The organism is Marinobacter sp. EhC06 (genome assembly GCF_001650915.1).
GTDB lineage: Bacteria > Pseudomonadota > Gammaproteobacteria > Pseudomonadales > Oleiphilaceae > Marinobacter.
Genome location: NZ_LXYO01000012.1, coordinates 183,487 through 209,180, shown reverse-complemented (window position 1 = coordinate 209,180; position 25,694 = coordinate 183,487). Strand labels below are relative to the sequence as shown.

Annotated in this window: 21 protein-coding genes and 1 tRNA gene; 19 read left to right on the top strand and 3 right to left on the bottom strand. The window is 55.7% G+C overall.

From position 1 onward, the window contains the following. The first annotated feature begins 1 nt into the window (after nt 1). The 18 genes from A8B84_RS07335 (at nt 2) to A8B84_RS07250 (ending at nt 22,594) form a co-directional block, all read left to right on the top strand. A complete protein-coding gene (locus tag A8B84_RS07335) occupies nt 2-1,015 on the top strand; it encodes a metallophosphoesterase (protein WP_064227362.1) in 1,014 nt (337 codons plus the stop codon). 43 nt (nt 1,016-1,058) lie between these two features. Next, complete coding sequence (locus A8B84_RS07330) at nt 1,059-1,922, top strand: rhomboid family intramembrane serine protease (protein WP_064227363.1); 864 nt, start codon at nt 1,059-1,061, stop codon at nt 1,920-1,922. A 165-nt stretch (nt 1,923-2,087) separates the two neighbouring features. Beyond that, nucleotides 2,088-2,378 carry a YeaC family protein gene (locus A8B84_RS07325; RefSeq protein WP_064227364.1) on the top strand — a complete coding sequence of 97 codons (291 nt, stop codon included), beginning with the start codon at nt 2,088-2,090 and terminating at the stop codon, nt 2,376-2,378. Beyond that, entirely contained in the window at nt 2,375-3,214 is an 840-nt protein-coding gene (locus A8B84_RS07320; protein WP_064227365.1) for a DUF2797 domain-containing protein, read from the top strand. Before A8B84_RS07325 ends, A8B84_RS07320 begins: the two co-directional genes overlap by 4 nt. Before the next feature lie 82 nt (nt 3,215-3,296). Then, nucleotides 3,297-5,939 carry an aminopeptidase N gene (gene pepN, locus A8B84_RS07315; RefSeq protein ID WP_064227366.1) on the top strand — a complete coding sequence of 881 codons (2,643 nt, stop codon included), beginning with the start codon at nt 3,297-3,299 and terminating at the stop codon, nt 5,937-5,939. A gap of 136 nt (nt 5,940-6,075) precedes the next feature. Further along, nucleotides 6,076-7,464, top strand: a complete 1,389-nt coding sequence (locus tag A8B84_RS07310) for a DUF1329 domain-containing protein (RefSeq protein WP_064227367.1) — start codon at nt 6,076-6,078, stop codon at nt 7,462-7,464. Between the two features lie 146 nt (nt 7,465-7,610). Further along, a complete protein-coding gene (locus A8B84_RS07305) occupies nt 7,611-8,759 on the top strand; it encodes a WD40/YVTN/BNR-like repeat-containing protein (protein WP_227512647.1) in 1,149 nt (382 codons plus the stop codon). Nucleotides 8,760-8,805: 46 nt separating this feature from the next. After that, entirely contained in the window at nt 8,806-11,190 is a 2,385-nt protein-coding gene (locus tag A8B84_RS07300; RefSeq protein ID WP_064227369.1) for an efflux RND transporter permease subunit, read from the top strand. A gap of 185 nt (nt 11,191-11,375) precedes the next feature. Further along, nucleotides 11,376-12,359, top strand: coding sequence for a TAXI family TRAP transporter solute-binding subunit (locus tag A8B84_RS07295; protein ID WP_064227370.1), 984 nt, complete (start codon nt 11,376-11,378; stop codon nt 12,357-12,359). A gap of 82 nt (nt 12,360-12,441) precedes the next feature. Beyond that, the gene (locus tag A8B84_RS07290) at nt 12,442-15,045 is read left to right on the top strand and encodes a TRAP transporter permease (RefSeq protein ID WP_064227371.1); all 2,604 of its coding nucleotides are present in this window, start codon (nt 12,442-12,444) and stop codon (nt 15,043-15,045) included. Between the two features lie 154 nt (nt 15,046-15,199). Then, entirely contained in the window at nt 15,200-17,125 is a 1,926-nt protein-coding gene (gene thrS / locus A8B84_RS07285) for a threonine--tRNA ligase (protein ID WP_064227372.1), read from the top strand. Beyond that, on the top strand, nt 17,122-17,667 hold the full coding sequence (gene infC, locus A8B84_RS07280) for a translation initiation factor IF-3 (RefSeq protein WP_082905111.1): 546 nt from the start codon (nt 17,122-17,124) through the stop codon (nt 17,665-17,667). The genes thrS and infC overlap by 4 nt, the downstream gene beginning before the upstream one ends. A gap of 95 nt (nt 17,668-17,762) precedes the next feature. Further along, entirely contained in the window at nt 17,763-17,954 is a 192-nt protein-coding gene (rpmI, locus tag A8B84_RS07275; protein ID WP_007151842.1) for a 50S ribosomal protein L35, read from the top strand. 50 nt (nt 17,955-18,004) lie between these two features. Next, nucleotides 18,005-18,358 (top strand): 50S ribosomal protein L20, encoded by a 354-nt coding sequence (rplT, locus tag A8B84_RS07270; RefSeq protein ID WP_008170485.1) that lies wholly within the window; start codon nt 18,005-18,007, stop codon nt 18,356-18,358. 152 nt (nt 18,359-18,510) lie between these two features. Then, complete coding sequence (gene pheS / locus A8B84_RS07265; protein ID WP_064227373.1) at nt 18,511-19,509, top strand: phenylalanine--tRNA ligase subunit alpha; 999 nt, start codon at nt 18,511-18,513, stop codon at nt 19,507-19,509. Nucleotides 19,510-19,569: 60 nt separating this feature from the next. Beyond that, nucleotides 19,570-21,942: a phenylalanine--tRNA ligase subunit beta gene (gene pheT / locus A8B84_RS07260; RefSeq protein ID WP_064227374.1), complete on the top strand. Its 2,373-nt coding sequence runs from the start codon at nt 19,570-19,572 to the stop codon at nt 21,940-21,942. 3 nt (nt 21,943-21,945) lie between these two features. Next, entirely contained in the window at nt 21,946-22,248 is a 303-nt protein-coding gene (gene ihfA, locus A8B84_RS07255; RefSeq protein ID WP_007151838.1) for an integration host factor subunit alpha, read from the top strand. Further along, a complete protein-coding gene (locus A8B84_RS07250; RefSeq protein ID WP_064227375.1) occupies nt 22,229-22,594 on the top strand; it encodes a MerR family transcriptional regulator in 366 nt (121 codons plus the stop codon). Before ihfA ends, A8B84_RS07250 begins: the two co-directional genes overlap by 20 nt. 68 nt (nt 22,595-22,662) lie before the next feature. Here the strand turns inward: A8B84_RS07250 and A8B84_RS07245 are convergent, their stop codons facing one another. Next, nucleotides 22,663-22,851 (bottom strand): DUF2892 domain-containing protein, encoded by a 189-nt coding sequence (locus tag A8B84_RS07245; RefSeq protein ID WP_064227376.1) that lies wholly within the window; start codon nt 22,849-22,851, stop codon nt 22,663-22,665. Between the two features lie 128 nt (nt 22,852-22,979). Between A8B84_RS07245 and A8B84_RS07240 the strand changes: the two genes are divergently transcribed. Further along, a complete protein-coding gene (locus A8B84_RS07240; RefSeq protein ID WP_064227377.1) occupies nt 22,980-23,603 on the top strand; it encodes a Crp/Fnr family transcriptional regulator in 624 nt (207 codons plus the stop codon). Nucleotides 23,604-23,655: 52 nt separating this feature from the next. On the opposite strand, the gene A8B84_RS07235 is transcribed toward A8B84_RS07240, so the two are convergent. Continuing rightward, a tRNA-Pro gene (locus tag A8B84_RS07235) sits at nt 23,656-23,732 on the bottom strand. Nucleotides 23,733-23,849: 117 nt separating this feature from the next. After that, nucleotides 23,850-25,493, bottom strand: coding sequence for an FMN-binding glutamate synthase family protein (locus A8B84_RS07230; RefSeq protein WP_064227378.1), 1,644 nt, complete (start codon nt 25,491-25,493; stop codon nt 23,850-23,852). Between the last annotated feature and the right edge of the window lie 201 nt (nt 25,494-25,694).

Here is a 25,694-nt window from a genome sequence, read left to right as displayed (position 1 = left end):
CATGGCTGCAACAAGACCGACCGCGAGTCGCGGTTACGACATTATTGGCGATATACACGGCTGCGCCAATACCCTGGCCAGATTGCTGGACCAGATGGGGTACCGCAAGATCAACGGGGTATACCAGCACCCGCGTCGTCAGGCGATTTTCATTGGCGATATCATTGATCGTGGACCCCGCATCCGTGAGGCGCTGCATCTGGTGCGGGACATGGTGGAACATGGTTCGGCCCGTATTGTCATGGGCAATCATGAGTACAATGCGCTGGGTTACTGCACGCGGGCACGTCCTGGCAGCGGCAAAACCTTTTTGCGTGAGCACAACGCCCGTCATGACCGTCTGATCCGGGAGACCCTGGAACAGTTCGAGGCGCATCCGTACGAGTGGAATGAGTTTCTCGAGTGGTTCTACACCATACCGCTGTTCATCGACGACGAGGACTTCCGCGTTGTTCACGCCTGCTGGGACGGCGATCTGATCGAAAAATTCAAGCAGTCGCAGGGCGGCGCCTGCATCGATGAGGATTTCCTGCACGCTTCTGCCGCCATCGAGTCCTTTGCCGGGCAGGTCATGGATACCCTTCTGCGTGGCACAGATCTCCGGCTCCCCGAGGGAATGGCTATCACGGGCCGGGATGGCTACGTGCGTGAGTTTTTCCGAACCAAATTCTGGGCGGACGATCCCCATACCTATGCCGATGTTGTGTTCCAGCCAGACCCGCTGCCGCCCGAAGTGGCAAGCCGGGTACTGACCGATGGCGAGCGCAAACAACTGATCAGCTACCCCCTGGATGCGCCGCCGGTTTTCGTGGGCCATTACTGGATGGAGGGCGAGCCTGCGCCGCTCAAACCTAATGTCGCCTGCATTGACTACAGTGCCGTGAAGTACGGGCGGCTGGTGGCCTACAGGATGGATGGTGAGCGGGCACTTTCCCGTGACAAATTTGTCTGGGTAGATGTGGAAAGGCCGGAGCAACCGGACTATCCCACCAGCGAGGACAGCGTTGCGCGGTAAACCGTGCATTGCAGCTGAACCATTTCCACAGGCGGAGTAAGCGGTGTACCGAGTCAAGCAGTTGGATACCACGGTGAACCTGGCCGGCTTCAGTCGCTGGCTGAACGGCCAGGGTGTGACCCACCGGATTACGGAAGAAGGGGGATTCCAGGTGCTCTGGCTGGAGGACCCGGCCCACGCTGAACCTGTGCTTTCCGCTCTGGACCGTTTCATGGCGGAACCCGAAATCAGGGAGGCTGTGGATCGCCAGAATCGGTCGCCGGTATTTGTTGGTGGGCGCTGGCAGCCCTCACCTCGGCATGCGCCGCTGGTACTTGGGATCATTGTGTTTGCTGTAGCCATGGTCTGGCTTACGGCCATGGGCCAGAATGAACTGGCGGCCAGCCTGATGGTGATTGATCCACGTGATTATGACTGGGGCACCATGGCCGGTCGCGTTGACGCCTTGACCGCCACCCTGGCCAGTGGCCAGATTTGGCGGCTGCTGACACCCGATTTTCTGCACTTCAGTTGGACCCACATCATATTCAATTCCGTCATGCTCTGGTTTCTGGGCAGCCAGATCGAATGGTTCGATGGTCGGGCCCGATTGATCACTCTGTTTGTGATTACCAGTCTGGTCTCGAACGGCTTGCAATATTTTGTTTCCGGGCCCCTGTTCGGTGGCCTATCCGGAGTGGTTTATGGGATTCTGGGCTATTGCTGGCTTAGCCAGCGATCTGCACCGAGGTTCCAGTTTCCGCCGGCACTGGTTACCTTTGCAGTTGCATGGATGGTGATCGGGTTTACGCCACTTCCCGAAATGATCGGGCTCGGGCGTATGGCCAATGAAGCGCACCTGGGTGGGTTTGTTGCCGGATTGGCCCTTGCGGTGGTTTTGCCCGTAAGACGCAGGCATGGGGCATAAAAAAGCCCCGCCAGAGGCGGGGCGTTAAAAGAGCTTTTAGCTCCTGATGAGAGAGACCAAATGATACGACCGTCGTCATTTGGTGAGGCAATGATAATCATTATCGTTTGATGCTGTCAAACGGTTCTGCCACATTTTTAATGAACGTTTTTTCAGGAGAGCGGGATGACCTACGAAGAACTGATCGAGCGGCTGGATCCGAATGTCTACCGGAGTCTCCGGCAGTCAATTGAACTCGGTAAATGGCCCGATGGCCGTAAACTGACGCCCGAACAGCGTGAAATAAGCCTGGAGGCGGTGATCTACTACGAGAATCTGCACAACATTCCGGAAGAGGAGCGCACAGGCTACCTCGACCGGGGCAGCAAGGCGGGGACCGCCTGTGATCCGTCGGTTCAGCGCACGCAGGGTAACGGTGACGTCGATCCAGACCAGTATGTTGAGGTCAAGTCTTGAGCGAGCTGATTGATGTCACCGGCCGGCTGCGCAAAATGCCTGCGGAGGTGGGTGGCCCGGTGGCGTACTCCATTGCTGTGGGCGACACCCGCATTCCTCTGAACGACTTGATCGGTAGGCCGTTGCGTCTGGATTTCGATGGTGTGATCCGGTGCATCCACTGCGACCGGAAAACCAACAAGAGCTTCAATCAGGGCTTCTGTTTTCCCTGTTTTCGTAAGCTGGCGGCCTGTGACAGTTGCATCATGAGTCCGGAGAAGTGCCACTATCACCTTGGTACCTGTCGGGAGCCGGAATGGGGAGAAACCCATTGCATGGTCGAACACATGGTGTATCTGGCCAATTCATCGGGTTTGAAGGTGGGCATTACCCGCGGATCCCAGGTGCCAACACGCTGGATTGATCAGGGGGCAGTAGACGCCATACCGATGGTCCGTGTTGCAACGAGGTATATTGCCGGCCTGGTGGAAGTCGCCTGCAAGGCCCATGTCGCTGACCGGACCAACTGGCGGGCGATGCTCAAGGGCGATGTTCCTGAGCTCGATCTGGCACGGGAGCGTCAGCGCATGCTTGGGCTGATCGCTGACGATCTTGAGGCGCTTCGGCAGACCCACGGTCAGGATTCGATCCGGGAAGTTGACGAGCAGGGCCTTGGCCTGAGCTATCCCGTCAAGGTCTGGCCAGAAAAGATCAAAACCCATAACCTCGACAAAACGCCGGAAGTGGAGGGCGTGCTCGAGGGCATAAAGGGGCAGTACCTTATCCTGGATACCGGTGTGATCAATATTCGGAAATTCACCGGTTATGAAGTCCGTTTCCGGGTCATGGAAGGCTGACAGCGCCTTGCCCGGCCCATCTTTTCACGCCAGCGGGCCCTGAATTCCAGCGCCCGCTGGCCGCGAACTCTGGAGAAAACCAATGCGTACCAGCCAGCCACAGAGCATTTATCTGAGCGATTACAAGGTACCGGCGTATCTGGTCGACACCGTAGACCTGAGGTTCGAGCTTTTTGAAGACGGGGCACGTGTGCACAGCACGCTTGAGGTTCGCCGCAACCCGGAATCTGGTGAAGTGTCTGCACCCCTGGAGCTTGATGGCGACAGTCTGACGCTGGAATCCGTCGCCCTGGATGGCGCCGAGCTGGCAGAGGGTGACTATGAGGACCGGGGCGATCAGCTTGTGGTCCGCTCCGTACCGGAGCAGTTCACGTTGACCGTGGTGACCTGGATTGAGCCACAGAATAATACCCGTCTGGAAGGTCTGTACAAATCCTCCGGCATGTTCTGTACCCAGTGTGAGGCAGAAGGCTTCCGGTGCATTACTTTCTTCCCGGACCGTCCGGACGTGATGGCACGTTTCCGAACCCGCATCGAAGCCAACAAGGACGCCTATCCTGTCCTTCTCTCTAACGGCAACGATGTGGAAAAAGGCGAGTTGGAAAACGGCCGGCATTTTGTCACCTGGGAAGACCCGTTCCCCAAGCCCTGCTACCTGTTCGCCCTGGTGGCCGGAGACCTGGTAGAGAAACGGGATACCTTTTCCACGTGCTCGGGCCGTGACATTGATCTGCGCATGTACGTGGAGCCTCGAAATGCCGAGAAGTGCGACCACGCCATGGATTCCCTGAAGCGTTCCATGCGCTGGGATGAGGAAGTCTATGGTCGTGAGTACGACCTCGATATCTTCATGATTGTGGCGGTGGATGACTTCAACATGGGCGCCATGGAGAACAAGGGGCTTAACATCTTCAACTCCTCCTGTGTGCTGGCCAGCCAGGAAACCGCCACGGACATGGCGTTCCAGCGAATCGAGGCCATCGTTGCCCACGAATATTTCCACAACTGGTCCGGCAACCGGGTTACCTGCCGCGACTGGTTCCAGCTCAGCCTGAAAGAAGGCTTCACGGTATTCCGGGATTCCCAGTTCTCTGCGGATATGGGATCTCCGACAGTCAAGCGGATTGAGGATGTAACGCTGCTGCGTACGGCCCAGTTTGCTGAGGACGGAGGCCCCATGGCGCATCCGGTGCGGCCGGCTTCCTACATGGAAATCTCCAACTTCTACACCCTGACCATTTACGAAAAAGGTGCAGAAGTCGTGCGCATGATCCACACCCTGCTGGGGCCGGACATGTTCCGTAAGGGCAGCGATCTGTATTTTGAGCGCCACGATGGTCAGGCGGTAACAACTGATGACTTTGTAAAAGCCATGGAGGATGCTTCCGGTCGTGATCTGGGTCAGTTCCGTCTCTGGTATGAGCAGGCAGGCACGCCAGTGCTGAATGTTTCGGATGACTATGACGCCGGGAAAGGTGTGTATCGCCTTACTATTGAGCAGAGCATTCCGGATACCCCGGGACAGACCAACAAAAAACCGCAGCACATACCGTTTGCGCTTGGTCTGCTTGGACCGGATGGACAGGCGCTGCCGTTGCAGCTTGAATCCGGAGATTCGGGTGCGCCGACGGAGCGGGTGCTTGAGCTAACCGAAGCCGTCCACACTTTCGAATTCCATGGCGTCGAGTCCAGACCCGTGCCATCACTTTTGCGGCATTTCTCCGCGCCGGTTCGGGTTCGCTACAACTGGACCCGCGAGCAGCTGCTCTTCCTGATGAGCCATGATCCGGACGGGTTCAATCGTTGGGATGCGGGTCAGAGACTGGCGGTCGATGTTATTCAATCGCTGTTCGGTGCGCCGGACGATGCGGAAATCGAACCGAGACTGGTGGAGGCTTATCGCAAACTGATTTCCGACACCAATCTCGACCAGGCCCTGGTGGCCAAAATGCTACAGCTTCCCTCTGAGGCCTATCTGATTGAGCTGGCTGATAACGCCGATGTGCCGGCCATCCATCAGGCCCGTGACGCGGTACTCCGGCATCTGGCCGGTGCCCTGAAAGGCGAGCTCATTGATTGCTACCAGCGCCAGCAGGACAGTGGCCCCTACGAGGTGAGGCCGGAGGCCATTGCTCGTCGTAGCCTGCGCAATACCTCTTTGGCCTGGTTGCTGATGATTGATGACGAGGAAGGCCGGGGCCTGGCTGTGAGCCAGTTGAACTCGGCTGACAATATGACCGATCGCATGGGTGCCTTGCGTGCGCTCGTCAATTCGGGCTTTGAGGCTGATCGCCAGCACGCGCTGGATGACTTCTATGACCGGTTCCAAAGCGACCCACAGGTTGTTGAGCAATGGTTCTCTGTGCAGGCAGCCAGTGATCAGGCCGGCCAGCTCCCGGACATCCATAAACTTCTGGAGCATCCGGCCTTTGACTGGAAAAACCCCAACAAGATTCGCTCTGTGGTGGGTGCGTTTGCGGGTCAGAATCTGGCTGCGTTCCACAAGCCTGACGGTTCCGGTTACGAATTCCTGGCGGATCAGGTCTGCCGCCTGGACGACAGCAACCCGCAGATTGCTGCGCGCCTGGTGACGCCGCTCACCCGATGGAGAAAGTTTGCGCCCGCGTACAGCGCTCAGATGAAATCCGCTCTGGAGCGGATTCGCGACAAATCCGGACTGTCCCGGGACGTTTATGAGGTGGTGCACAAGAGCCTTGCGGAGTGAAGTCAGATACAAAATCGCACTTTCGGTCGATAGACTTTAGTCTGGGATCGGGTAATCTGGAGTAAGGTCTGTAATTCCATCAGACGACAATAAAAAAGCCTCCGCAGAGGCTTCCAGACGCACTTAAGGTTTCACAATGATGTATAACAAAAATGCGATTCTCGGCGGCCTGCTGGCTCTCTCCGTGGCATCAGCGCCTGCGTGGGCGGCGGTCTCCGCCAGTGAAGCGGCCCGTCTGGGCCAGGAGTTGACACCCTTTGGCTCGCCCAAGGCCGGTAACAGTGCCGGTACCATCCCGGCCTGGACCGGAGGGCTGACAGAACCGCCTCCCGGCTATGAGGGCAGCGGACAGCACCACATTAATCCGTTCCCGGATGATGAAGTCCTTTTTACCATTACGCCCGCCAATATGGATCAGTATGAGGAGTACCTCACTGACGGTGTGAAGGCGATGCTCGAAACCTACCCGACCACATTCCGGGTGCCCGTTTACCAGTCTCGTCGTACCCATGCGGTCCCAGATTGGGTGGCAGAGAATACCCGTGAAAACGCGGTAAGCGCGGAGATTGTTGGTCAGGGCGAAGGGCTGGATGGAGCCTTTGGTGGATACCCATTCCCGATCCTGCACGGCAATGACGAGCAGAAGGCCTGGCAGGCGGTCTGGAACCATCTGACCCGCTGGCGCGGTGTGTCTGTAACACGGCGCTCCAGTGAGGTGGCGGTCCAGACCAACGGCGACTATTCGCTGGTTACTTCCCAGCAGGAAGCCTTCTTCAATTTTTACAATCCGGAAGGTGGTGAAGAAGATCTGGATAACGTGATCTTCTACTACCTGTCGTTTACCCAGTCACCACCCCGCCTTGCCGGTGGCGCCATTCTGATTCATGAGACCCTGAACCAGATCATCAATCCCCGGAATGGTTGGGGCTACAATGCCGGCCAGCGTCGGGTACGTCGGGCGCCAAACCTGGGGTACGACTCCCCGATTGCAGCGGCTGACAACCTCCGGACTGCAGATGATACCGATATCTTCAACGGGGCCTTGGATCGCTATAACTGGAATTACGAAGGCAAGCGGGAAATCTACATCCCCTACAACAACTACCGAATTGGGGAAAAAGGTCTTCCTTACGAGGAAATCCTCGGTATCTCCCATCTGAATCCGGACCTCACCCGTTGGGAGCTTCACCGTGTGCACGTGGTTGAAGCCACACTGAAGGACGGTGAGCGCCATATCTATGGCAAGCGCCGCTTCTATATCGACGAGGACAGCTGGAACACGGTTCTGCTGGATCAGTACGACGGTCGCGGCGAACTCTGGCGTGTAACGATGGGGCTGCCGAAAAATTATTATGAACTTCCGGGTGTGTGGACGGTTCTTGACGTCTATCATGACCTTCAGGCCCGTCGTTATCATGTACTCGGTCTGGACACAGAAGAGGCCAATACCCGCGTGTTCACCGACGAGGTCCCGAACAGGCGTTACTTCTCGCCGGCTTCCCTGCGCCGCAGGAGTGTTCGCTAACGCACTGTTGGCCGAGGGATGCGTCCCCGCCCACAGGAAGTGGCGACCCGACATACCGGCAACCGTAAGGTTGCCGGTATGTTTACAGTTATTCCCGGCTTTGCCGGTCAGAGACACAGTTCAATACAACATAATAGGCAATCTGAATGGCTAAAAGGTTGATGTGCAAGACTCTGGGCGCTGCCTGCCTTGGACTTTCCATGGTCTGGTCTGCCCCTGCAGCGTTTGCGCTTGCAGATATCATCGAAACCCCGGCCCGGCCGACGGATCTGGCCCCGGAAAATCTTCTCACCGATGCGACCCGGGTTGGGGATCGCATTGTGGCCGTGGGAGAACGTGGCCATATCATTTACTCGGATGATGAGGGGAAAACCTGGGTTCAGGGTGAGGTACCTGTTTCTGTGACCCTGACAGGGATCGATTTTGGCTCCGACAGCCATGGCTGGGCAGTGGGCCACAGCGGCGTTGTCCTCCATACCAGCGATGCCGGGGCCACCTGGAGCCTTCAGATTGACGGTATCCGCGCCATGGAACTGGCCATTGAGAGCCGGGAAGAGCAGATTGCCGCCATGGAGGAGCGAATCGAAGAAGCGCCCGAAGAAGAGAAAGAAGATCTCGAGTGGGCGCTCGATGACCTCTACTTCGCCCTCGAGAACATTCAGGCGGATATGGATATCGGCCCAGTTAACCCGCTGCTGGATGTCTGGTTTGAAAACGAGAACCGCGGTTTTGTGGTGGGCGCCTACGGTATGTTCCTGCGCACCATGGACGGCGGTGAGACCTGGAAAGACTGGGCGCCAAGAATTGATAACCGGCAGAACTTCCACCTCAATGGCATTACCCGGATCACGGGTGGTGCCCTGGTGGTCGTTGGTGAAGCCGGTCAGATACATGTCTCCGTAGACGGTGGTGAGACCTTTGAGCGCCGTGAGGCGCCTTATGAAGGCTCCCTGTTCGGTGTTATCGGCACAGGCCAGGTTAACGAGATTCTCGCCTTTGGCCTTCGTGGCAATATGCTGTTCTCTTCAGACCTCGGCAAAAGCTGGCGGATGGTTCCCAATTCGGCCGGGGCTACGCTCAACGACGGCGTCGTTTCGGAGGATGGTCGTATCACCCTGGTAGGCAATAGTGGTGCGGTACTGATGAGCACCAATGGCGCCGAAACCTTCCGCGAGTATTTCCGAAGTGATCGTGAAGGTGTCATGAGCGCGGTGCCTATTTCAGGAACAGACCTGCTGATTGTCGGCGAAGGTGGGGTAAAGATCACAGACGCCCGTGGAAGAAACCTTCAATAACGCCCTGATGTGGCAACAACCGAACGAACAATAGAGGGGCTTTTGAATGTCCAACCCTAAGCATGACAAGGGCGAGCACTATCTGACCACGCCCAAGGCCGAACCCTTTCTCGAAAGGCTGATCTTCAATAATCGGCCAATCATTCTTGTCGTCTTCGCCGTGTTGACGCTGTTCCTGGGATATAACGCCGTCAAGATCCAACCGGATGCCAGCTTCGAGCGGATGATTCCGCTTGAGCATCCCTACATTGTAAATATGCTTGATCACCGGGATGATCTTGAAAACCTCGGTAACTTCGTTCGTATCGCCGTCGAGGTCGAAGAGGGCGATATTTTCACCCAGGAGTACATGGAAACTCTGAAGCAGATCACCGACGAGGTTTTCTATCTCAACGGCGTGGATCGCTCGGGTCTCAAATCCCTCTGGACGTCGAATGTCCGCTGGGTTGAGGTTACCGAACAGGGTTTTCAGGGTGGCACTGTCATACCGGACGGCTATGACGGCTCCCGGGACAGTCTGGAGAAGCTTCGCCAGAACGTTCTTCGTTCTAACGAAGTCGGGCGCCTGATCTCTGATAACTTCCAATCAACGATCGTTTACGCGCCGCTCTACGAGAAGAATCCGGAGACCGGTGAGGCTCTGGACTACGGCGAATTTTCCCGTCAGCTTGAAGAAAAGATTCGTGAAAAGTACGAAGAACAGAACCCGAACATCAAGATTCATATTGTCGGTTTCGCCAAGAAGGTCGGCGATCTGATTGAGGGGATTGGTTCTATCGCCTGGTTCGCAGGTATTACCATCCTGCTGACCACGCTGTTGCTGTTCTGGTACTCGCGGGCTATTGCCGGCACCCTGGTTCCTGTCTTTACCTCAATCATTGCGGTGTTCCTGCAGCTGGGAACTCTTCGGTTGCTGGGCTACGGGCTGGACCCTTATTCGGTGCTGGTGCCATTCCTGGTGTTTGCGATTGGTATCAGTCATGGCGTTCAGATTGTGAATGCCATGGCCGTTGAGGCTGCCAAGGGCTTTGATGCCGTGACCGCTGCGCGCCTGGCTTTCCGTGCACTATACATACCGGGCATGTTGGCTCTGATTTCGGATGCCTTTGGTTTCCTGACCCTGTTCTTTATCGAGATCGACGTTATCCGGGACCTGGCCGTTGCCGCAGGTATTGGTGTGGCGTTCGTGATCTTCACCAACCTGGTGTTGCATGTACTGATTATGTCTTATGTCGGTATCTCCAAGGGGGGGATCCGTCACGTGCAGAATCACGGAGAAAAACAGGATCGGAAGTGGCGCGTTTTGTCCTACTTCTCTCATCCGGGCGTAGCGCCCATCTCGTTGTTGATTGCTGTAATCGGGCTTGGGCTTGGTCTTTATTACAAGCAGGACCTGAAGATTGGCGACCTGGATCAGGGTGCGCCTGAGCTTCGTGCGGATTCCCGCTACAACAAGGACAATGCCTACATCATCAATAATTACTCGACCAGTGCTGATGTATTGGTGGTGATGGTCAAAACGCCGGAAGAGCAGTGCACGCAGTATAATGTGCTGCGGGCCATGGATACTCTGCAGTGGGAGCTTCAGAACACGCCGGGCGTTCAGTCTTCGGTATCACTTGCAGATGTTTCCAAGATGGTGACCAAGGCGCTGAACGAGGGCAACTGGAAGTGGTATGAGATCTCCCGCAACCAGACCATTATCAATGCGTCCATTCGTGAGGCGCCTGCCGGGTTGATTAATACAGACTGCAGCCTGACTCCGGTTTTGGTGTTCCTTGAGGATCACAAGGCAGAAACCCTGGAAACCGTCGTTGAGCGCGTCGAACAGTTTGCCGGGAACAACAGCAGTGATGAGCACAGGTTCCTGCTGGCGGCGGGTAACGCCGGTGTCGAGGCCGCTACTAACGAGGTTATCTCCGGCGCCAAGGATAAGATGCTGATCCTCGTTTACAGTGTCGTGAGTTTGCTGTGCTTCGCGACCTTCCGTTCGATCCGTGCGGTGCTGTGTATCGTGATACCACTGGGTCTGACTTCAGTCCTATGTGAGGCGATCATGGCGGTATCCGGCATTGGTATCAAAGTGGCGACTTTGCCGGTTATTGCCTTGGGTGTCGGTATCGGTGTCGACTACGGCATTTATATCTACAGCAAGCTGGAGAAATACCTGCTTGAAGGAAAAACGCTTCAGGAGGCTTACTACGAGACTCTGCGTTCGACTGGTAAGGCGGTCATGTTTACCGGCGTGACTCTGGGCTTGGGTGTTGTCACCTGGATATTCTCGCCCATCAAGTTCCAGGCCGACATGGGCTTCCTGCTGTTTTTCATGTTCCTCTGGAACATGGTGGGAGCCATCTGGCTGTTGCCGGCTCTGGCCCGGTTCCTGCTGCGGCCGGATCAGATGCTTGCCAAGGCCCGAGCTGCGAAATAACATTAGCGCCGACCTGCAAAAAAGCCCGCATTGCGGGCTTTTTTGTTGTCTGGTCAACCGGTTAGCGAGCTAATCCATACTTTATTTATGGTGTGAAGTGGTCTATGTTTTATGGTGATCGTACGTCTTGCCCGCTCTTGAAGCGGGCGCCGAATTACAATGAACAGAAAAAAGGAAGAACTCACATGACACTGAAACTCAAAGCCTCCGCATTCGCTGTCGCCGCCGCAGTCAGCCTGGGTGCTGCTTCAACCTCCGTTTCCGCTCAGGAGCAGCGCTTTGTGACCATCGGCACCGGCGGTGTAACCGGCGTTTATTATCCGGCTGGCGGTGCTATCTGTCGTCTGGTGAACATGGACCGTAAAGAGCACGGAATTCGGTGCTCTGTCGAGAGTACCGGTGGTTCCGTCTACAACCTGAATGCCATTCGCCAGGGCGAGCTCGATCTGGCAGTTGCCCAGTCAGACTGGCAGTACCATGCCTACAATGGCACCAGCCAGTTCAAGGATGATGGCGCTAACAAAGATCTCCGCGCTGTCTTTTCGCTGCATCCGGAACCGTTCACCGTTGTTGCCAGCAAGGGCTCAGGCATCAAAACCTTTGAAGACCTGGAAGGCAAGCGGGTATCTGTCGGCAACCCTGGTTCAGGGCAGCGCGCCACTGCTGAAGTCCTGATGGATGAGATGGGCTGGACACTGGACAAATTCTCTCTGGCTGCCGAAATCAAGGCTGCAGAACAGTCCCAGGCTCTTTGTGATGGCAATATTGATGCCTTCTTCTACACCGTTGGCCACCCGTCCGGTGCGATCAAGGAAGCGACAACTTCCTGTGACAGTGCCCTGGTCAACGTGGATAACGCCGCCACCCAGAAGCTGATTGACGATAACCCGTACTATCGTAAAGCGGTGATTCCTGGCGGTATGTATCGTGGCAGTGACGAAGACGTAACCACCTTTGGTGTTGCGGCGACCTTCGTGTCATCCACCGATGTCCCCGATGATGTTGTCTACGCCGTTGTGAAGGCTGTTTTCGAGAACTTTGACAGCTTCAAGCGTCTGCATCCGGCGTTTGCCAACCTGAACAAGGAAGAAATGGTCTCCGATGCCCTGAGTGCGCCGTTGCACCCGGGTGCTGCCAAGTACTACAAGGAAGCCGGTCTGATCGACTGATCTGTCTGCACTCCGACACAGCGGGCCCCGGTCCGCTGTGTCGTCCTTTCAGAGAACCATCTTTTAAGTACGGGACTAATTTATGGCGACGAGCGATCCGGCAAACGGAGCTGGTGCTGGTGGTAGCAGTAATGTAGACCAGATCCTGCAGACTGAAACCGGGGGCAGGGCGACCAGCGGGTATGCCGCGGTCATTCTGTTTGTCATTCCCTTGGTGTGGTCGCTGTTTCAGCTCTGGATTGCGTCACCGCTCCCTTACATTTTCAACTTTGCCATCTTCAATTCCACGGAAGCGCGTTCTATCCATCTCGCGTTTGCGGTTTTCCTGGCGTTTTCCGCCTTCCCCATGATCAAGGGGCGGCACGTGAATGTCGTGCCCATCTACGACTGGATTCTGGCGCTCGTTGCGGCTTTTTGCGCCTCATACCTTTATGTTTTTTACGAAGAGTTGTCGACTCGCCCCGGCGCTCCCATCACCCAGGATCTGTGGGTTGCGCTTATCGGGCTCGTGCTGTTGCTTGAAGCGACCCGTCGCTCACTGGGTTTGCCACTGACCATCGTCGCCGCTGTCTTTATCACATACTCGATTGCCGGCCCCTACATGCCGGATGTGATTGCCCATAAAGGCGTGAGTCTGAGCAAACTGGCGTCGCACCAGTGGCTGGGTACCGAGGGTGTGTTTGGTGTTGCACTCGGGGTTTCCACGAGCTTTGTTTTCCTGTTCGTGTTGTTTGGTGCGCTGCTTGAGCGAGCAGGCGCCGGGAATTACTTTATTAAAGTCGCCTATGCAATGCTGGGGCATATGCGTGGTGGTCCCGCCAAAGCTGCAGTGGTTTCCAGTGGTTTGAGCGGCGTCATTTCCGGTTCGTCTATTGCCAACGTCGTCACTACCGGCACGTTTACCATTCCACTGATGAAGCGAGTTGGTTTTCCGGCCACCAAGGCCGGCGCAGTGGAAGTGGCCGCATCCACCAACGGCCAGCTGACACCCCCAATCATGGGCGCGGCCGCTTTCCTGATGGTCGAATATGTGGGTATCTCCTACCTGGAGGTCATCAAGCACGCCATCCTGCCGGCGATGATTTCCTATGTGGCACTGATTTATATCGTGCACCTTGAGGCCTGTAAGCTGAACATGCAGGGCATTGAGCGTCTCAACAAGCCGACTCTTGCCCAGCGGATGCTGAACTGGGTCGTTATCCTCATTGGCCTGAGTGTGCTGACCCTGGTGGTGTATTACGGGATTGGCTGGACGAAAACGCTTTTCGGTGAAGCGGCGATGTGGGTTTTGGCACCTTTGCTGGTGCTGATCTATATCGGCCTGGTTGGCTATGCCACCCGATTCCCGGAACTAGAGGAAGACGATCCGGAAAAGGACATGGGCGAATTGCCGCCGGTTGGCCCAACTGTAAAGACCGGGTTGTATTTTCTTCTGCCCGTTGTGGTGCTCGTGTGGTGCCTTACTGTTGAGCGTTTCTCGCCCCAGCTGTCGGCGTTCTGGGCCACGCTGTTCATGATTTTCATTGTGGTTACGCAGCGACCGTTGAAGGCCTTTTTCTACAAGCACGGCAACTTCCTCACTGCGTTCAAGGACGGCGTGTTTGATCTTGCGCATTCGCTCGCCACCGGTGCCCGGAACATGGTGGGTATCGGCGTGGCAACTGCCACCGCCGGTATCGTGGTGGGTACGGTTACCCTGACCGGTATTGGCCTGGTGATGACCGAATTTGTCGAGTTCCTGTCTGGCGGCAACCTGCTGCTGATGCTGATCTTCACGGCCATTATCAGCCTGATCCTCGGCATGGGTTTGCCGACCACTGCCAACTACATCGTTGTGTCCACGCTGATGGCGCCGGTAATCGTAACTCTGGGCGCCCAGAATGGGTTGATCGTGCCGCTGATTGCGGTGCACCTGTTCGTGTTCTACTTCGGCATTCTGGCGGACGATACGCCGCCCGTGGGGTTGGCGGCTTATGCCGCCGCCGCCATATCCGGTGCCGATCCCATACGAACGGGTATTCAGGGCTTTACCTACGACATCCGGACAGCGATCCTTCCGTTCATGTTCATCTTCAACACGCAGTTGTTGTTGATTGGTCTGACGGGCTGGTTCGATTTGCTGGTAACGATCTTCAGCGCGGTAACCGCCATGTTGGTCTTTTCCGCGGCCACTCAGGGCTTCTGGTTTACCAAAAGCTACAAGTGGGAATCACTGCTGTTGCTGTTGATTACCTTCACCATGTTCCGGCCGGGTTTTTGGTGGGACATGATCTACCCGCCAACAGAGGATCAGCCGGGTGCGCAGATGATGGAGTACGTCGAGGATGTGCCCGCTGACAAGCCCATTGTGTTGAAGGCATCCGGAATGACAATCGACGGCGACGAGGTGACCACTTACGTAAGGCTCGAGATTCCGGCTGGCGATTCGCCTGAGCAGCGTCTTATGGACGCGGGGCTGGAGCTCAGCCCGGATGGCGAAAAGATGGCCGTCGACTTCGTCGGGTTCGGTAGCCCTGCAGAAGATGCCGGTATCCAGTTTGGCTGGACCATCGACGCGGTGCAGGTTGACCTCGAACGCCCGCCCAAGGAGCTGATGTTCATTCCCGCGCTGGCTCTCCTCGGGCTTCTGGCGTTTGGTCAGTTGCGTCGACGGGCCCGGGAGGAGGCCGCTGGCCAGCCAGCCTGATGTCAAGTCTGTGTCTGTGAAAACCCGGCATTAACCTGCCGGGTTTTTTTCTGTTAGACTTCCGCTCGAAACGGCCCGCGGTTTGTATCGCGCCGTGCCGTCACCATGTGGTCTCTGGTATAGATCACCGCTGAGTAACCAACAGGAGCCTTTCATGCCCGTCGTAACCCTGCCCGATGGTAGCCATCGCAGTTTTGCCGAACCCGTAACCGTTCATGATGTTGCCGCCGATATCGGCGCTGGCCTTGCCAAAGCCGCCCTTGCCGGGAAGGTGGATGGCCAGCTCGTGGACACCAGTTATCGCATCGAAAACGATGCCGAGCTGGCAATCGTCACGGAGCGTGATGAAGAGGGCGTTGATATCATTCGCCATTCTACGGCTCACTTGATGGCCATGGCTGTCCAGGAACTGTTTCCAGGGGCCCAGGTCACCATTGGCCCGGTCATCGACAATGGCTTTTACTACGACTTCAAGTACGACCGCCCGTTCACCAATGAGGATCTGGCGCGGATCGAGAAGCGGATGGAAGAGCTCTCCAAACAGGACTTGCCGGTTTCTCGCTCTGTCATGTCTCGCGATGAGGCGATCAAACTCTTCGAGGATATGGGCGAAGAATATAAGGTCCGTATCATTCAGGACATTCCGGGCGATGAGGACCTTTCGTTTTACAGCCAGGGCGATTTTATCGATCTGTGCCGCGGTCCCCACGTTCCGAGCACCGGCAAACTGAAAGCCTTCAAGCTGACCAAAGTAGCCGGAGCCTACTGGCGTGGTGACACCAGCAATGAACAGCTTCAGCGCGTGTACGGAACCGCCTGGGGTAACAAGAAGGATCTCAAGGCCTATTTGCACCGTCTGGAGGAGGCCGAGAAGCGGGATCACCGCAAGGTCGGCAAGAAGCTTGGCTTGTTCCATATGCAGGAAGAAGCACCGGGCATGGTTTTCTGGCATCCGGATGGCTGGTCGCTGTATCAGGAAGTTGAGCAATACATGCGCCGCAAGCAGCAGGAGCATGGCTACAAGGAGATCAAGACACCACAGGTGGTGTCACGGACCCTGTGGGAGAAGTCAGGACACTGGGATAAGTTCAAGGACGACATGTTCACCACCGAGTCGGAGAAACACGACTACGCGATCAAGCCCATGAACTGTCCGTGCCACGTGCAGGTCTTCAATCAGGGGCTTAAAAGCTACAAGGATCTGCCTCTGAGACTGGCGGAATTCGGTTCCTGCCACCGGAATGAGGCTTCCGGGGCGCTGCATGGACTGATGCGGGTTCGTGGCTTTACCCAGGATGACGCCCATATTTTCTGTGAAGAAGACTCCATTCAGCAGGAAGTGTCGTCCTTTATCGGAATGCTGCACGAAATCTACACAGACTTCGGGTTTACCGAAATCCTGTACAAACTCTCAACCCGTCCAGAAAAGCGGGTTGGCTCCGACGAGGTCTGGGACAAGGCGGAAGCCGCGCTGGAAGAGGCCCTGAATCGCGAGGGTGTAGACTGGGAATTGCTGCCAGGCGAAGGCGCCTTCTACGGGCCCAAGATCGAGTTCTCGCTGAAAGACTGTATCGGACGGGTATGGCAGTGTGGCACTATTCAGGTGGACTTCTCGATGCCGGGTCGTCTCGGTGCGCAGTATGTTGCCGACAATTCAGAGCGGAAGACCCCGGTTATGCTCCACCGGGCGGTATTGGGTTCCTTCGAACGTTTTATTGGTATTCTGATCGAGGAATACGAAGGTGCATTCCCGACTTGGCTCGCGCCGACTCAGGTGGCGATCCTCAATATTACCGATAATCAGCGTGATTATTGTCAGAATCTGGCGAAAAAGTGGGATTCTTTGGGCTATAGGGTTAATGCTGACTTGAGAAACGAGAAGATCGGCTTTAAAATCCGCGAGCATACTCTTAACAAGGTTCCCTACCTTGTCGTTGTCGGTGACAAAGAAGTCGACAACAACGCCGTTGCGGTGAGAACCCGCAAGGGCGAAGATTTGGGAACTTTATCGCTTGAAGCGTTTGAGCAACTCTTAAGTGAAGATGTTGAACGCAAGGGCAAAACAAAGACGGAGATCTGATTATTAAACAGCGAACGAATCGGGGTGGGCGTACTCCTAAAGCGCCTATCAATGAGAATATTGACGCAACTGAAGTCCGCCTGATCGATGCCGAAGGCAACCAGGTCGGAATTGTGCCAATTGAGGACGCTCTGAAGCAGGCCGAAGAGGCCACCCTTGATCTGGTGCAGGTTACGGATTCCGATCCGATCGTCTGTAAGATAATGGACTACGGCAAGAAGATCTTCGAAGAGAAGAAAGCGAAGGCGGCTGCCAAGAAAAAGCAGAAGCAGACGCAGGTCAAAGAGCTTAAGTTCCGTCCAGGAACTGAAGAAGGGGATTATCAGGTCAAACTACGCAACCTGATACGTTTCCTTGAAAACGGGGACCGCGGCAAAATCACGATCCGCTTCCGTGGCCGTGAGATGGCACACCAGGAAATTGGTATGCAGCTCATGCAGCGTATTGAAGCAGACGTGGAAGAGCTTGCCCAGGTTGAGATGCGGCCGAAAATGGAAGGCCGGCAGATGACCATGGTAGTGGCGCCCCGCAAGAAGAAGTGAACCTGATCGGGTGCTTGTCCCCCGCGCATGCGGGGGATTTGTCGTTCAGGGGCACGTCATTGTTTATTTAAAAATAGAATGCGGAGTTTTAAAAAATGCCTAAGATGAAAACCAAAAGCGGAGCCACCAAGCGGTTCAAGAAAACCGCCACCGGCTTCAAGCACAAGCAGTCCTTCACCAGTCACATCCTGACCAAGAAGAGCCCGAAGCGTAAGCGTCAGCTGCGCGGCACCAAGCTCATCGCCAAGTCGGATGTTGCATCTATCAAGCGTATGACCGCGTGCTGATCCAGCCGCGAGTATCATTCCTTAGAAAGTACAGGTAGAAGGATTAAAGTATGGCTCGTGTAAAACGTGGTGTGGTCGCACGCCGTCGTCACAAAAAGATTCTCAATCAGGCCAAAGGTTACTACGGCGCTCGTAGCCGGGTATTCCGTGTAGCCAAGCAAGCGGTTATCAAGGCTGGTCAGTACGCTTACCGTGACCGTCGTAACCGCAAGCGTGCTTTCCGCGCTCTGTGGATTGCCCGTATCAATGCTGGTGCCCGCGCTAACGGTCTGTCTTACAGCCGCCTGATCGCTGGTCTGAAAAAGGCTAACGTTGAAATCGATCGTAAGGTTCTGGCCGATCTGGCTATGAACGAGCAGCAGGCGTTTGCCGCTGTTGTTGAGAAGGCCAAAGCGTCCCTGTGATTGCTTAGCTCTTTCATCGATTGCTGATCGATACGGGCGTCTCATGATTTCGTGATGGCGCCTCCTGATAGGGGAAGGGCACGCTCTTCCCCTATTTTTGTTTTTGCAGTTACGTTTTTAAGCACTTCCATTTCTGGTTTGGAGCAGGGTCAATGGAAAACCTGGAGCAACTGGTTCAGGACGGTCTGGCAGCAGTTGATAGCGCCGACAGCCTGCAGGCACTTGATCAAATTCGTGTTGAGTATCTTGGCAAGAAGGGTGTGATTACCCAGCAAGCGAAAACTCTGGGCAAGCTTTCTGCTGAGGAGCGCCCTGCCGCCGGCCAGAAAATCAATGAAGCCAAGGGTCAGGTAGAGCAAGCCATCAATGCCCGGAGAAGCGATCTCGAGCGTGCCGCCATTGAGCAGAAACTTGCCAGCGAATCCATTGATGTGACTTTGCCCGGCCGAGGCCAGGACCTGGGTGGATTGCACCCGGTTACCCGCACTCTGCAGCGAATCGAGCATTTCTTTGCCAGGGCCGGTTATACCGTCGAGCAGGGGCCCGAGATCGAAGACGATTACCATAACTTCGAGGCCCTCAACATCCCTGGTCATCACCCGGCTCGAGCGATGCACGACACTTTCTATTTCAACCCGGGCACACTGCTGCGAACTCACACTTCACCGGTACAGATTCGGACCATGGAAGCCGGCAAGCCGCCATTCCGGATGATCTGCCCAGGCCGGGTTTACCGCTGTGATTCGGATATGACGCACACCCCCATGTTCCACCAGGTGGAGGGGTTGCTGGTCGAGAAAAACGTCAGCTTCGCGGATCTTAAAAGTACTGTTGAAGAATTCCTGCGAGTCTTCTTTGAGCGGGACCTTCAGGTCCGCTTTCGGCCCTCCTATTTCCCGTTTACCGAGCCCTCCGCAGAAGTGGACATTGAATGGGGGCGGGAAGCCGATGGCAGCATCAAGTGGCTCGAGGTTATGGGTTGCGGAATGGTGCACCCGAAAGTATTTGAATACTGCGGAATCGATGCCGAGGAATACCGTGGCTTTGCATTCGGTCTGGGTGTAGAGCGCCTGGCCATGCTTCGTTATGGCGTTAACGATCTGCGCATGTTCTTTGAGAACGATCTGCGCTTCCTGCGACAGTTCCGTTAACAGGCAAGATCAAGGCATCCAACCAAACAGGCATAACCGCATCAGGACAAGGCAATAACCATGAAATTCAGTGAACAGTGGCTGCGCGAGTGGGTTAACCCGCAAATCGATACCCAGGAATTAATGGACCAGATCACCATGGCAGGTCTGGAAGTGGACGGTTTCGAGCCGGTGGCCGGTCAATTCAGCGGCGTGGTCGTTGGAGAGGTTCAGTCAGTAGGGCCACATCCTGACGCAGACAAGCTGCGGGTTTGCCAAGTCAGTGATGGTGCCTCCGAGGTTCAGGTGGTCTGTGGCGCTCCCAATGTTCGCGAAGGTATGAAGGTTCCTTTTGCCGTGGTGGGTGCGGTTCTGCCGGGTGATTTCAAAATCAAGAAGGCCAAACTTCGCGGTCAGCCCTCCGAGGGGATGCTTTGTTCCGAATCAGAGCTTGGGCTCTCGGACAATCACGATGGCCTGATGGAGCTCCCGGCGGACGCACCGGTGGGGCAGGACGTGGCCGATTACCTGAAGCTGAACGACGTCACTATTGATGTGGATCTGACTCCGAATCGCGCCGACTGCCTGTCTATCAAGGGTATCGCCCGTGAAGTGGGCGTCCTGAACAGCATGCTGGTCAACAGCCCAGTAATCGAGCCCGTGGAATCGGTGCACTCTGAAGTCCCTGATATCCGGGTGGAAGCGCCGGCAGGGTGCCCGAGGTATCTTGGCCGTATTCTCCGGAATGTGAACCTGCAGGCGGAGTCGCCTCTGTGGATGCAGGAAAAGCTTCGCCGTTCAGGTATTCGTTCCATTGATGCCGCCGTGGATGTCACCAATTACGTCATGCTGGAGCTTGGCCAGCCCATGCACGCCTTCGATCGTGATGAAATTCAGGGCGGGATCATTGTCCGGATGGCTCGAATTGGTGAAAAGCTGGTTCTGCTGGATGGTCAAAAGGTCGAACTCACCCAGGGAACGCTGGTGATCGCGGATCATGAGAAGCCGATCGCCATCGCCGGTGTCATGGGCGGTGAGCATTCCGGAGTCAGTCCGAAAACACGGGATCTGGTGCTTGAATCGGCCTACTTCGATCCGATTACGCTGGCGGGTAAGGCCCGTCACTATGGACTGCATACAGACGCATCGCACCGGTTCGAGCGGGGCGTTGACTACAAGTTGGCGCGCGATGCCATGGAGCGGGCCACCCGGTTGCTGATGGACATCGTTGGTGGTGAACCTGGCGAAATCGTCGAAGTTGCCAGCGATGAGGATATTCCCGAGGATCGGGTTGTTGACCTGCGAGCCCGCCGACTTAACGATGTTCTGGGCATGGAAATTGATCGCACTACCGTCGAGGAAATCCTGACCCGCCTTGGCCTGCGGGTGGAAAAGCTCCTGAAAGACGGCTGGCGGGTCAGTGTGCCCAGCTTCCGCCCGGATATCTCTATTGAAGAAGACCTGATCGAAGAAGTCGGTCGAATTTATGGTTACAACAATCTGCCCGTAACCGAGCCCACGGGCTCTCTCGGTCTGCGACCTGAGCAGGAGGCTGTTCGCCCTGTATCGGCCATCCGCAACTTCTTTGTGGATCATGGATACCAGGAGGCGGTGACCTACAGCTTTGTTGATCCGAAGGTTCAGCAACTGGTGGATCCCGATCGTCAGGGCATCGCGTTGGCCAATCCGATTTCCTCGGATCTGTCGGTGATGCGTACCAGCCTGTGGAGCGGCCTGCTGAAAACCGTGGCCTACAACCAGAATCGTCAGCAGCCCCGCATACGACTGTTCGAAACCGGTCTGCGCTTCCTTCAGGAGGGCGAGCGGATTGATCAGCAACCGATGCTGGCCGGTGTGGTGGTTGGCAGCCAGTATCCAGAAAACTGGGCAAACGGTCGCAGAACCGCGGATTTCTTTGATGTAAAAGGGGATCTGGAGAGTCTGTTCAGGTTGCTGGGCATTGAGATTCAATTTATTGGCAACAAGCACCCTGCGTTGCATCCAGGACAGACTGCGGAACTGATGCGTGACGGCGAGCACGTGGGCTGGTTGGGGACTCTACACCCACAAGTTCAGAAAAATCTTGAACTTAATGGCACGATCCTGATGTTTGAGCTATTCTTGAATTCAATCGTTACCGGATATGTGCCTAATTTCAAAGAAATTTCAAAATTCCCGGAAGTTCGTCGGGATTTGGCTATTATTATCGGAAGCGAGGTAGCGTTCGCCGATGTGGAGCGTGTAGCGAGAAAGCATGCCGGCGAGCAGCTGACAGCGTTGCGTGCGTTCGATGTCTATGAGGGCGAGAGTCTGGGTGAGGGTAACCGAAGCCTGGCTCTGAGTCTGTTCTGGCAGCACCCCGAACGTACATTGAACGAGGATGAAGTGCACTCGCTCTTCAACGGTGTGATCGACGCATTGAAAGAAGAGCTGGGGGCAACACTGAGGAGTTGAGAGATGGCGGCTTTGACGAAAGCGGAAATGGCGGAGCGGTTGTACGAGGAGTTGGGTCTGAACAAACGCGAAGCCAAGGAAATGGTGGAAGCTTTTTTCGATGAGATCAGAGGCGCTCTCAGCCATAACGAGCAGGTGAAGCTGTCGGGTTTCGGTAACTTCGATCTGCGGGACAAGAAGCAGCGGCCGGGACGGAACCCGAAAACCGGTGAAGAGATTCCAATCAGTGCACGGCGTGTCGTTACGTTTCGCCCGGGACAAAAACTAAAGCAAAAAGTAGAAGCGTATGCTGGAACCCAGTCATAACAACGAACTTCCCACAATTCCGGGGAAGCGTTATTTCACCATAGGTGAGGTAGCGGAACTGTGTGATGTGAAAGCACACGTACTGCGGTATTGGGAACAGGAGTTTCCGCAGCTGTCGCCGGTAAAGCGTCGGGGCAACCGTCGGTATTATCAACGGGCGGACGTTATTACCATTCGCCAGATTCGTAGCCTTCTGTATGACCAGGGCTACACTATCGGTGGCGCGAAGCAGAAGCTGAGCAGCCACGAGGTGAAAGACGATACCTCCCAGTACAAGCAGCTGATCCGGCAGATGATTACAGAGCTGGAAGAGGTGCTCGAGGTGCTCAACGCGCCGGTCAAATAGTGCTTCCGAAGCTTTGAAGAAAAACCGGGATAGCGAGAAGCTGCCCCGGTTTTTTTATGCCTGCACGGTTACTGCTTCTTGCATGTCTTGATTCCCAGCAAAGAGTAGGCAGGGCAGTTGCCTACCAAGGCAGTTGCCAGAGGCACTATGCCAATCCAGCCCCAGGCTGTTTGCGGGCCCACAAATACGAGTGCCAGCAGTACAATGCCGACAATGGCGCGAATGATACGGTCTGCAGATCCCATATTGATGCTCATGATCCTTTCTCCTTGCTTGATATGCGATGACAGTACGGACTTTAGCCCCTGTTCGCTGACGGTTCAGTGATAAAGTCACACAGGCCTGGCCGCCCGGTAGGCTAATCTAACGACCTATGGAAAAGCCGATGTTGCAACACAGCATTCTTGAAACATTGCCTGAGCCTCTTCGCAGAGAAGTCCTGAGCGGCCTGCAGCCTCTTCACTTCGAGCATGGAAGGATTCTCTTCCGGGCCGGGGATCCCTGTCAGGGACTCCCTCTGGTGCTGAATGGAAGCGTTAAGGTCCAGATGACCGGCTTGTCCGGTCACAGCATCGTGCTATATCGGATGGGGGCTGATGACATTTGCACATTGTCTATCGGCTGTCTGATGACAGGCGATGGCTTTCGCGCAGAAGCAGTGGTTGAGGATGATGCCGAGGTGTTTATGGTGCCCAGGGGGCTGTTTGACCGGCTGATGGATCAGTCTGCTGATTTCAGGCTTGGCATTATGGAATCCTACGGACGCCGCTTGAATGACCTGATGTTACTGGTGGAAGAGGTCGCGTTCAGGCGCATGGATGAGCGGCTGTTTCAGTGGCTCGAGGCCAGGGTCAGGCAGGGAATAATCACGATTACCCATCAGGAACTTGCCGTGGAGTTGGGAACCGCCAGGGAAGTGGTTAGCCGGCTGCTGAAAGAGTTTGAACGCAAAGGCATGCTGCGGCTCGCCCGAGGAAAGATCGAATTCACCGGTTCGTTTCCCCGGTAAGCCCGGAAAACAAAAAGCCCGGGCCTCTCGGGCCGGGCTTTTTGTCGGAATCTGGTCGGGACGGTAGGATTTGAACCTACGACCCCTTGCACCCCATGCAAGTGCGCTACCAAGCTGCGCTACGCCCCGATTCGCTCTCTGCCACCGGAAGAAACTTGGGAGTATTCTCAGTGGCTTAGCGGGAGCGAAGTCTACACGAGCCTATGGAAAAAATAAACATCCGATGGCGATTTTGATGCCTGTTTTTTAGCGTAGCTTGGTCTCCCGGAGTTTAAGGATAAATTCGGGTGGTTCGAAGGTGTCTGACCGGGCGAATTCCCAGTATTTATCGAAGATCGTCAGTCCGGTTTTCCCCTCAAGCAGGGCGCCCGGTTCCAGGAAAGGGAACAGGTCCATGTAGGAGTGCACCTCTGTTTTCGAAACCCGCCGTACGATGTGCTCGGGGCCGAGTTCGGATGGGTGTTTCAGGCCAGAGGCCTCAAGCAGGTTCTGCAGGGCATCCAGGGTATTCTTGTGGTAGTTGTACACCCTCTGGCTCTTGTGCTCCACATCGAGCTTGTTGCCGCGCCGGGGGTCCTGGGTGGCCACACCGCTGGGGCATCGCCCGGTATGGCAATTGAGCGCCTGTATGCAGCCCAGTGCAAACATATAGCCCCGGGCGGCGTTGCACCAGTCGGCGCCGAGGGCCAGGGTTCGGGCAATATTGAAGGCCGAGGTAATCTTGCCTGCGGCTCCAATGGCGATGTCTTCCCGAAGGTTTGTGCCAACTAGGGTGTTGTGAACCAGTAAAAGCGCTTCCGTCATCGGCATGCCCAGCCGGTTGATAAACTCCAGCGGTGCAGCCCCAGTGCCGCCTTCGCCTCCATCAACGACTATGAAATCAGGTTTTCGCCCGGTTTCCAGCATGGCTTTGACGATCGCGAACCATTCCCAGGGGTGACCAATGGCGAGCTTGAAGCCTACAGGCTTGCCGCCAGACAATTCACGCAGCCGGTCAATAAATTCCAGCATTCCTATTGGTGTTGAGAACGCCGAATGGCTGGCAGGAGAGACACAATCCTCGCCAACCGAAACGCCTCGTGCCTCGGCGATCTCAGGCGTCACCTTGGCTCCTGGCAAAATCCCGCCATGACCGGGTTTGGCGCCCTGGGATAGTTTGAGTTCTATCATTTTGACCTGATCAAGTGTGGCATTCTGGCGAAACATGTCCTCGTTGAAAGAACCATCTTTGTGGCGGCAGCCGAAATACCCGGAGCCTATCTCCCAGACCAGGTCTCCCCCGGGCTGACGGTGATAACGGGATATGGAGCCTTCGCCGGTATCGTGATAAAAGCCGCCCATCCTGGCTCCGGTGTTAAGGCTGAGAATGGCGTTGGCCGAGAGTGAGCCGAAACTCATGGCGGAGATGTTGAACACGCTTGCGTTGTAGGGCTGGTCGCAATTTCTGCCGATCAGAATCCGGAAGTCGCTGCCGCTCAGCCGAGTGGGAGCGAGCGAGTGGTTCATCCACTCGAATCCTTCCTCATACATGCCAAGTTGGGAGCCGAAAGGGCGCTTGTCGAGGACATTCTTCGCGCGCTGATACACTATCGTGCGCTGTTCCCGTGAGAAGGGGCGCTCTTCAGTGTCTGACTGGATGAAATATTGCCGGATTTCAGGCCCGACGGATTCGAGCAGGTACCGGAAGTTGGCCATGATGGGATAATTTCGACTCACCGTGTGCTTCCGCTGCAGCAGATCGTAGGTGCCCAGGGCCGCGAAAGCACCGAAAATCAGTGGAAAGACATAACCCGCATTCAGAGCCAGGGCCAGTCCAAGCGAGACAAGAAAGCCGACAATGCTGAGCACATAGGCAGTATAGCGAAGCGGGAAGGTCTTTGTTTTTTCCATGGAATCCTCTGGTTGTCTCCCAAAACCGGCTCGACCGGCGAGGTGATTAAAGAAGAGTTTAGTCGTACGACGCGGGATTCCGCCTCGATTGGTCCGGACTTTGGCTGGTCCGTTGTCGATCATGGTCTATGATAATTATCAAGGCGGCTAAAATAATCGTAGTTTTGATGTTTTGAGCTCAAAACATTATGATAACGCGCT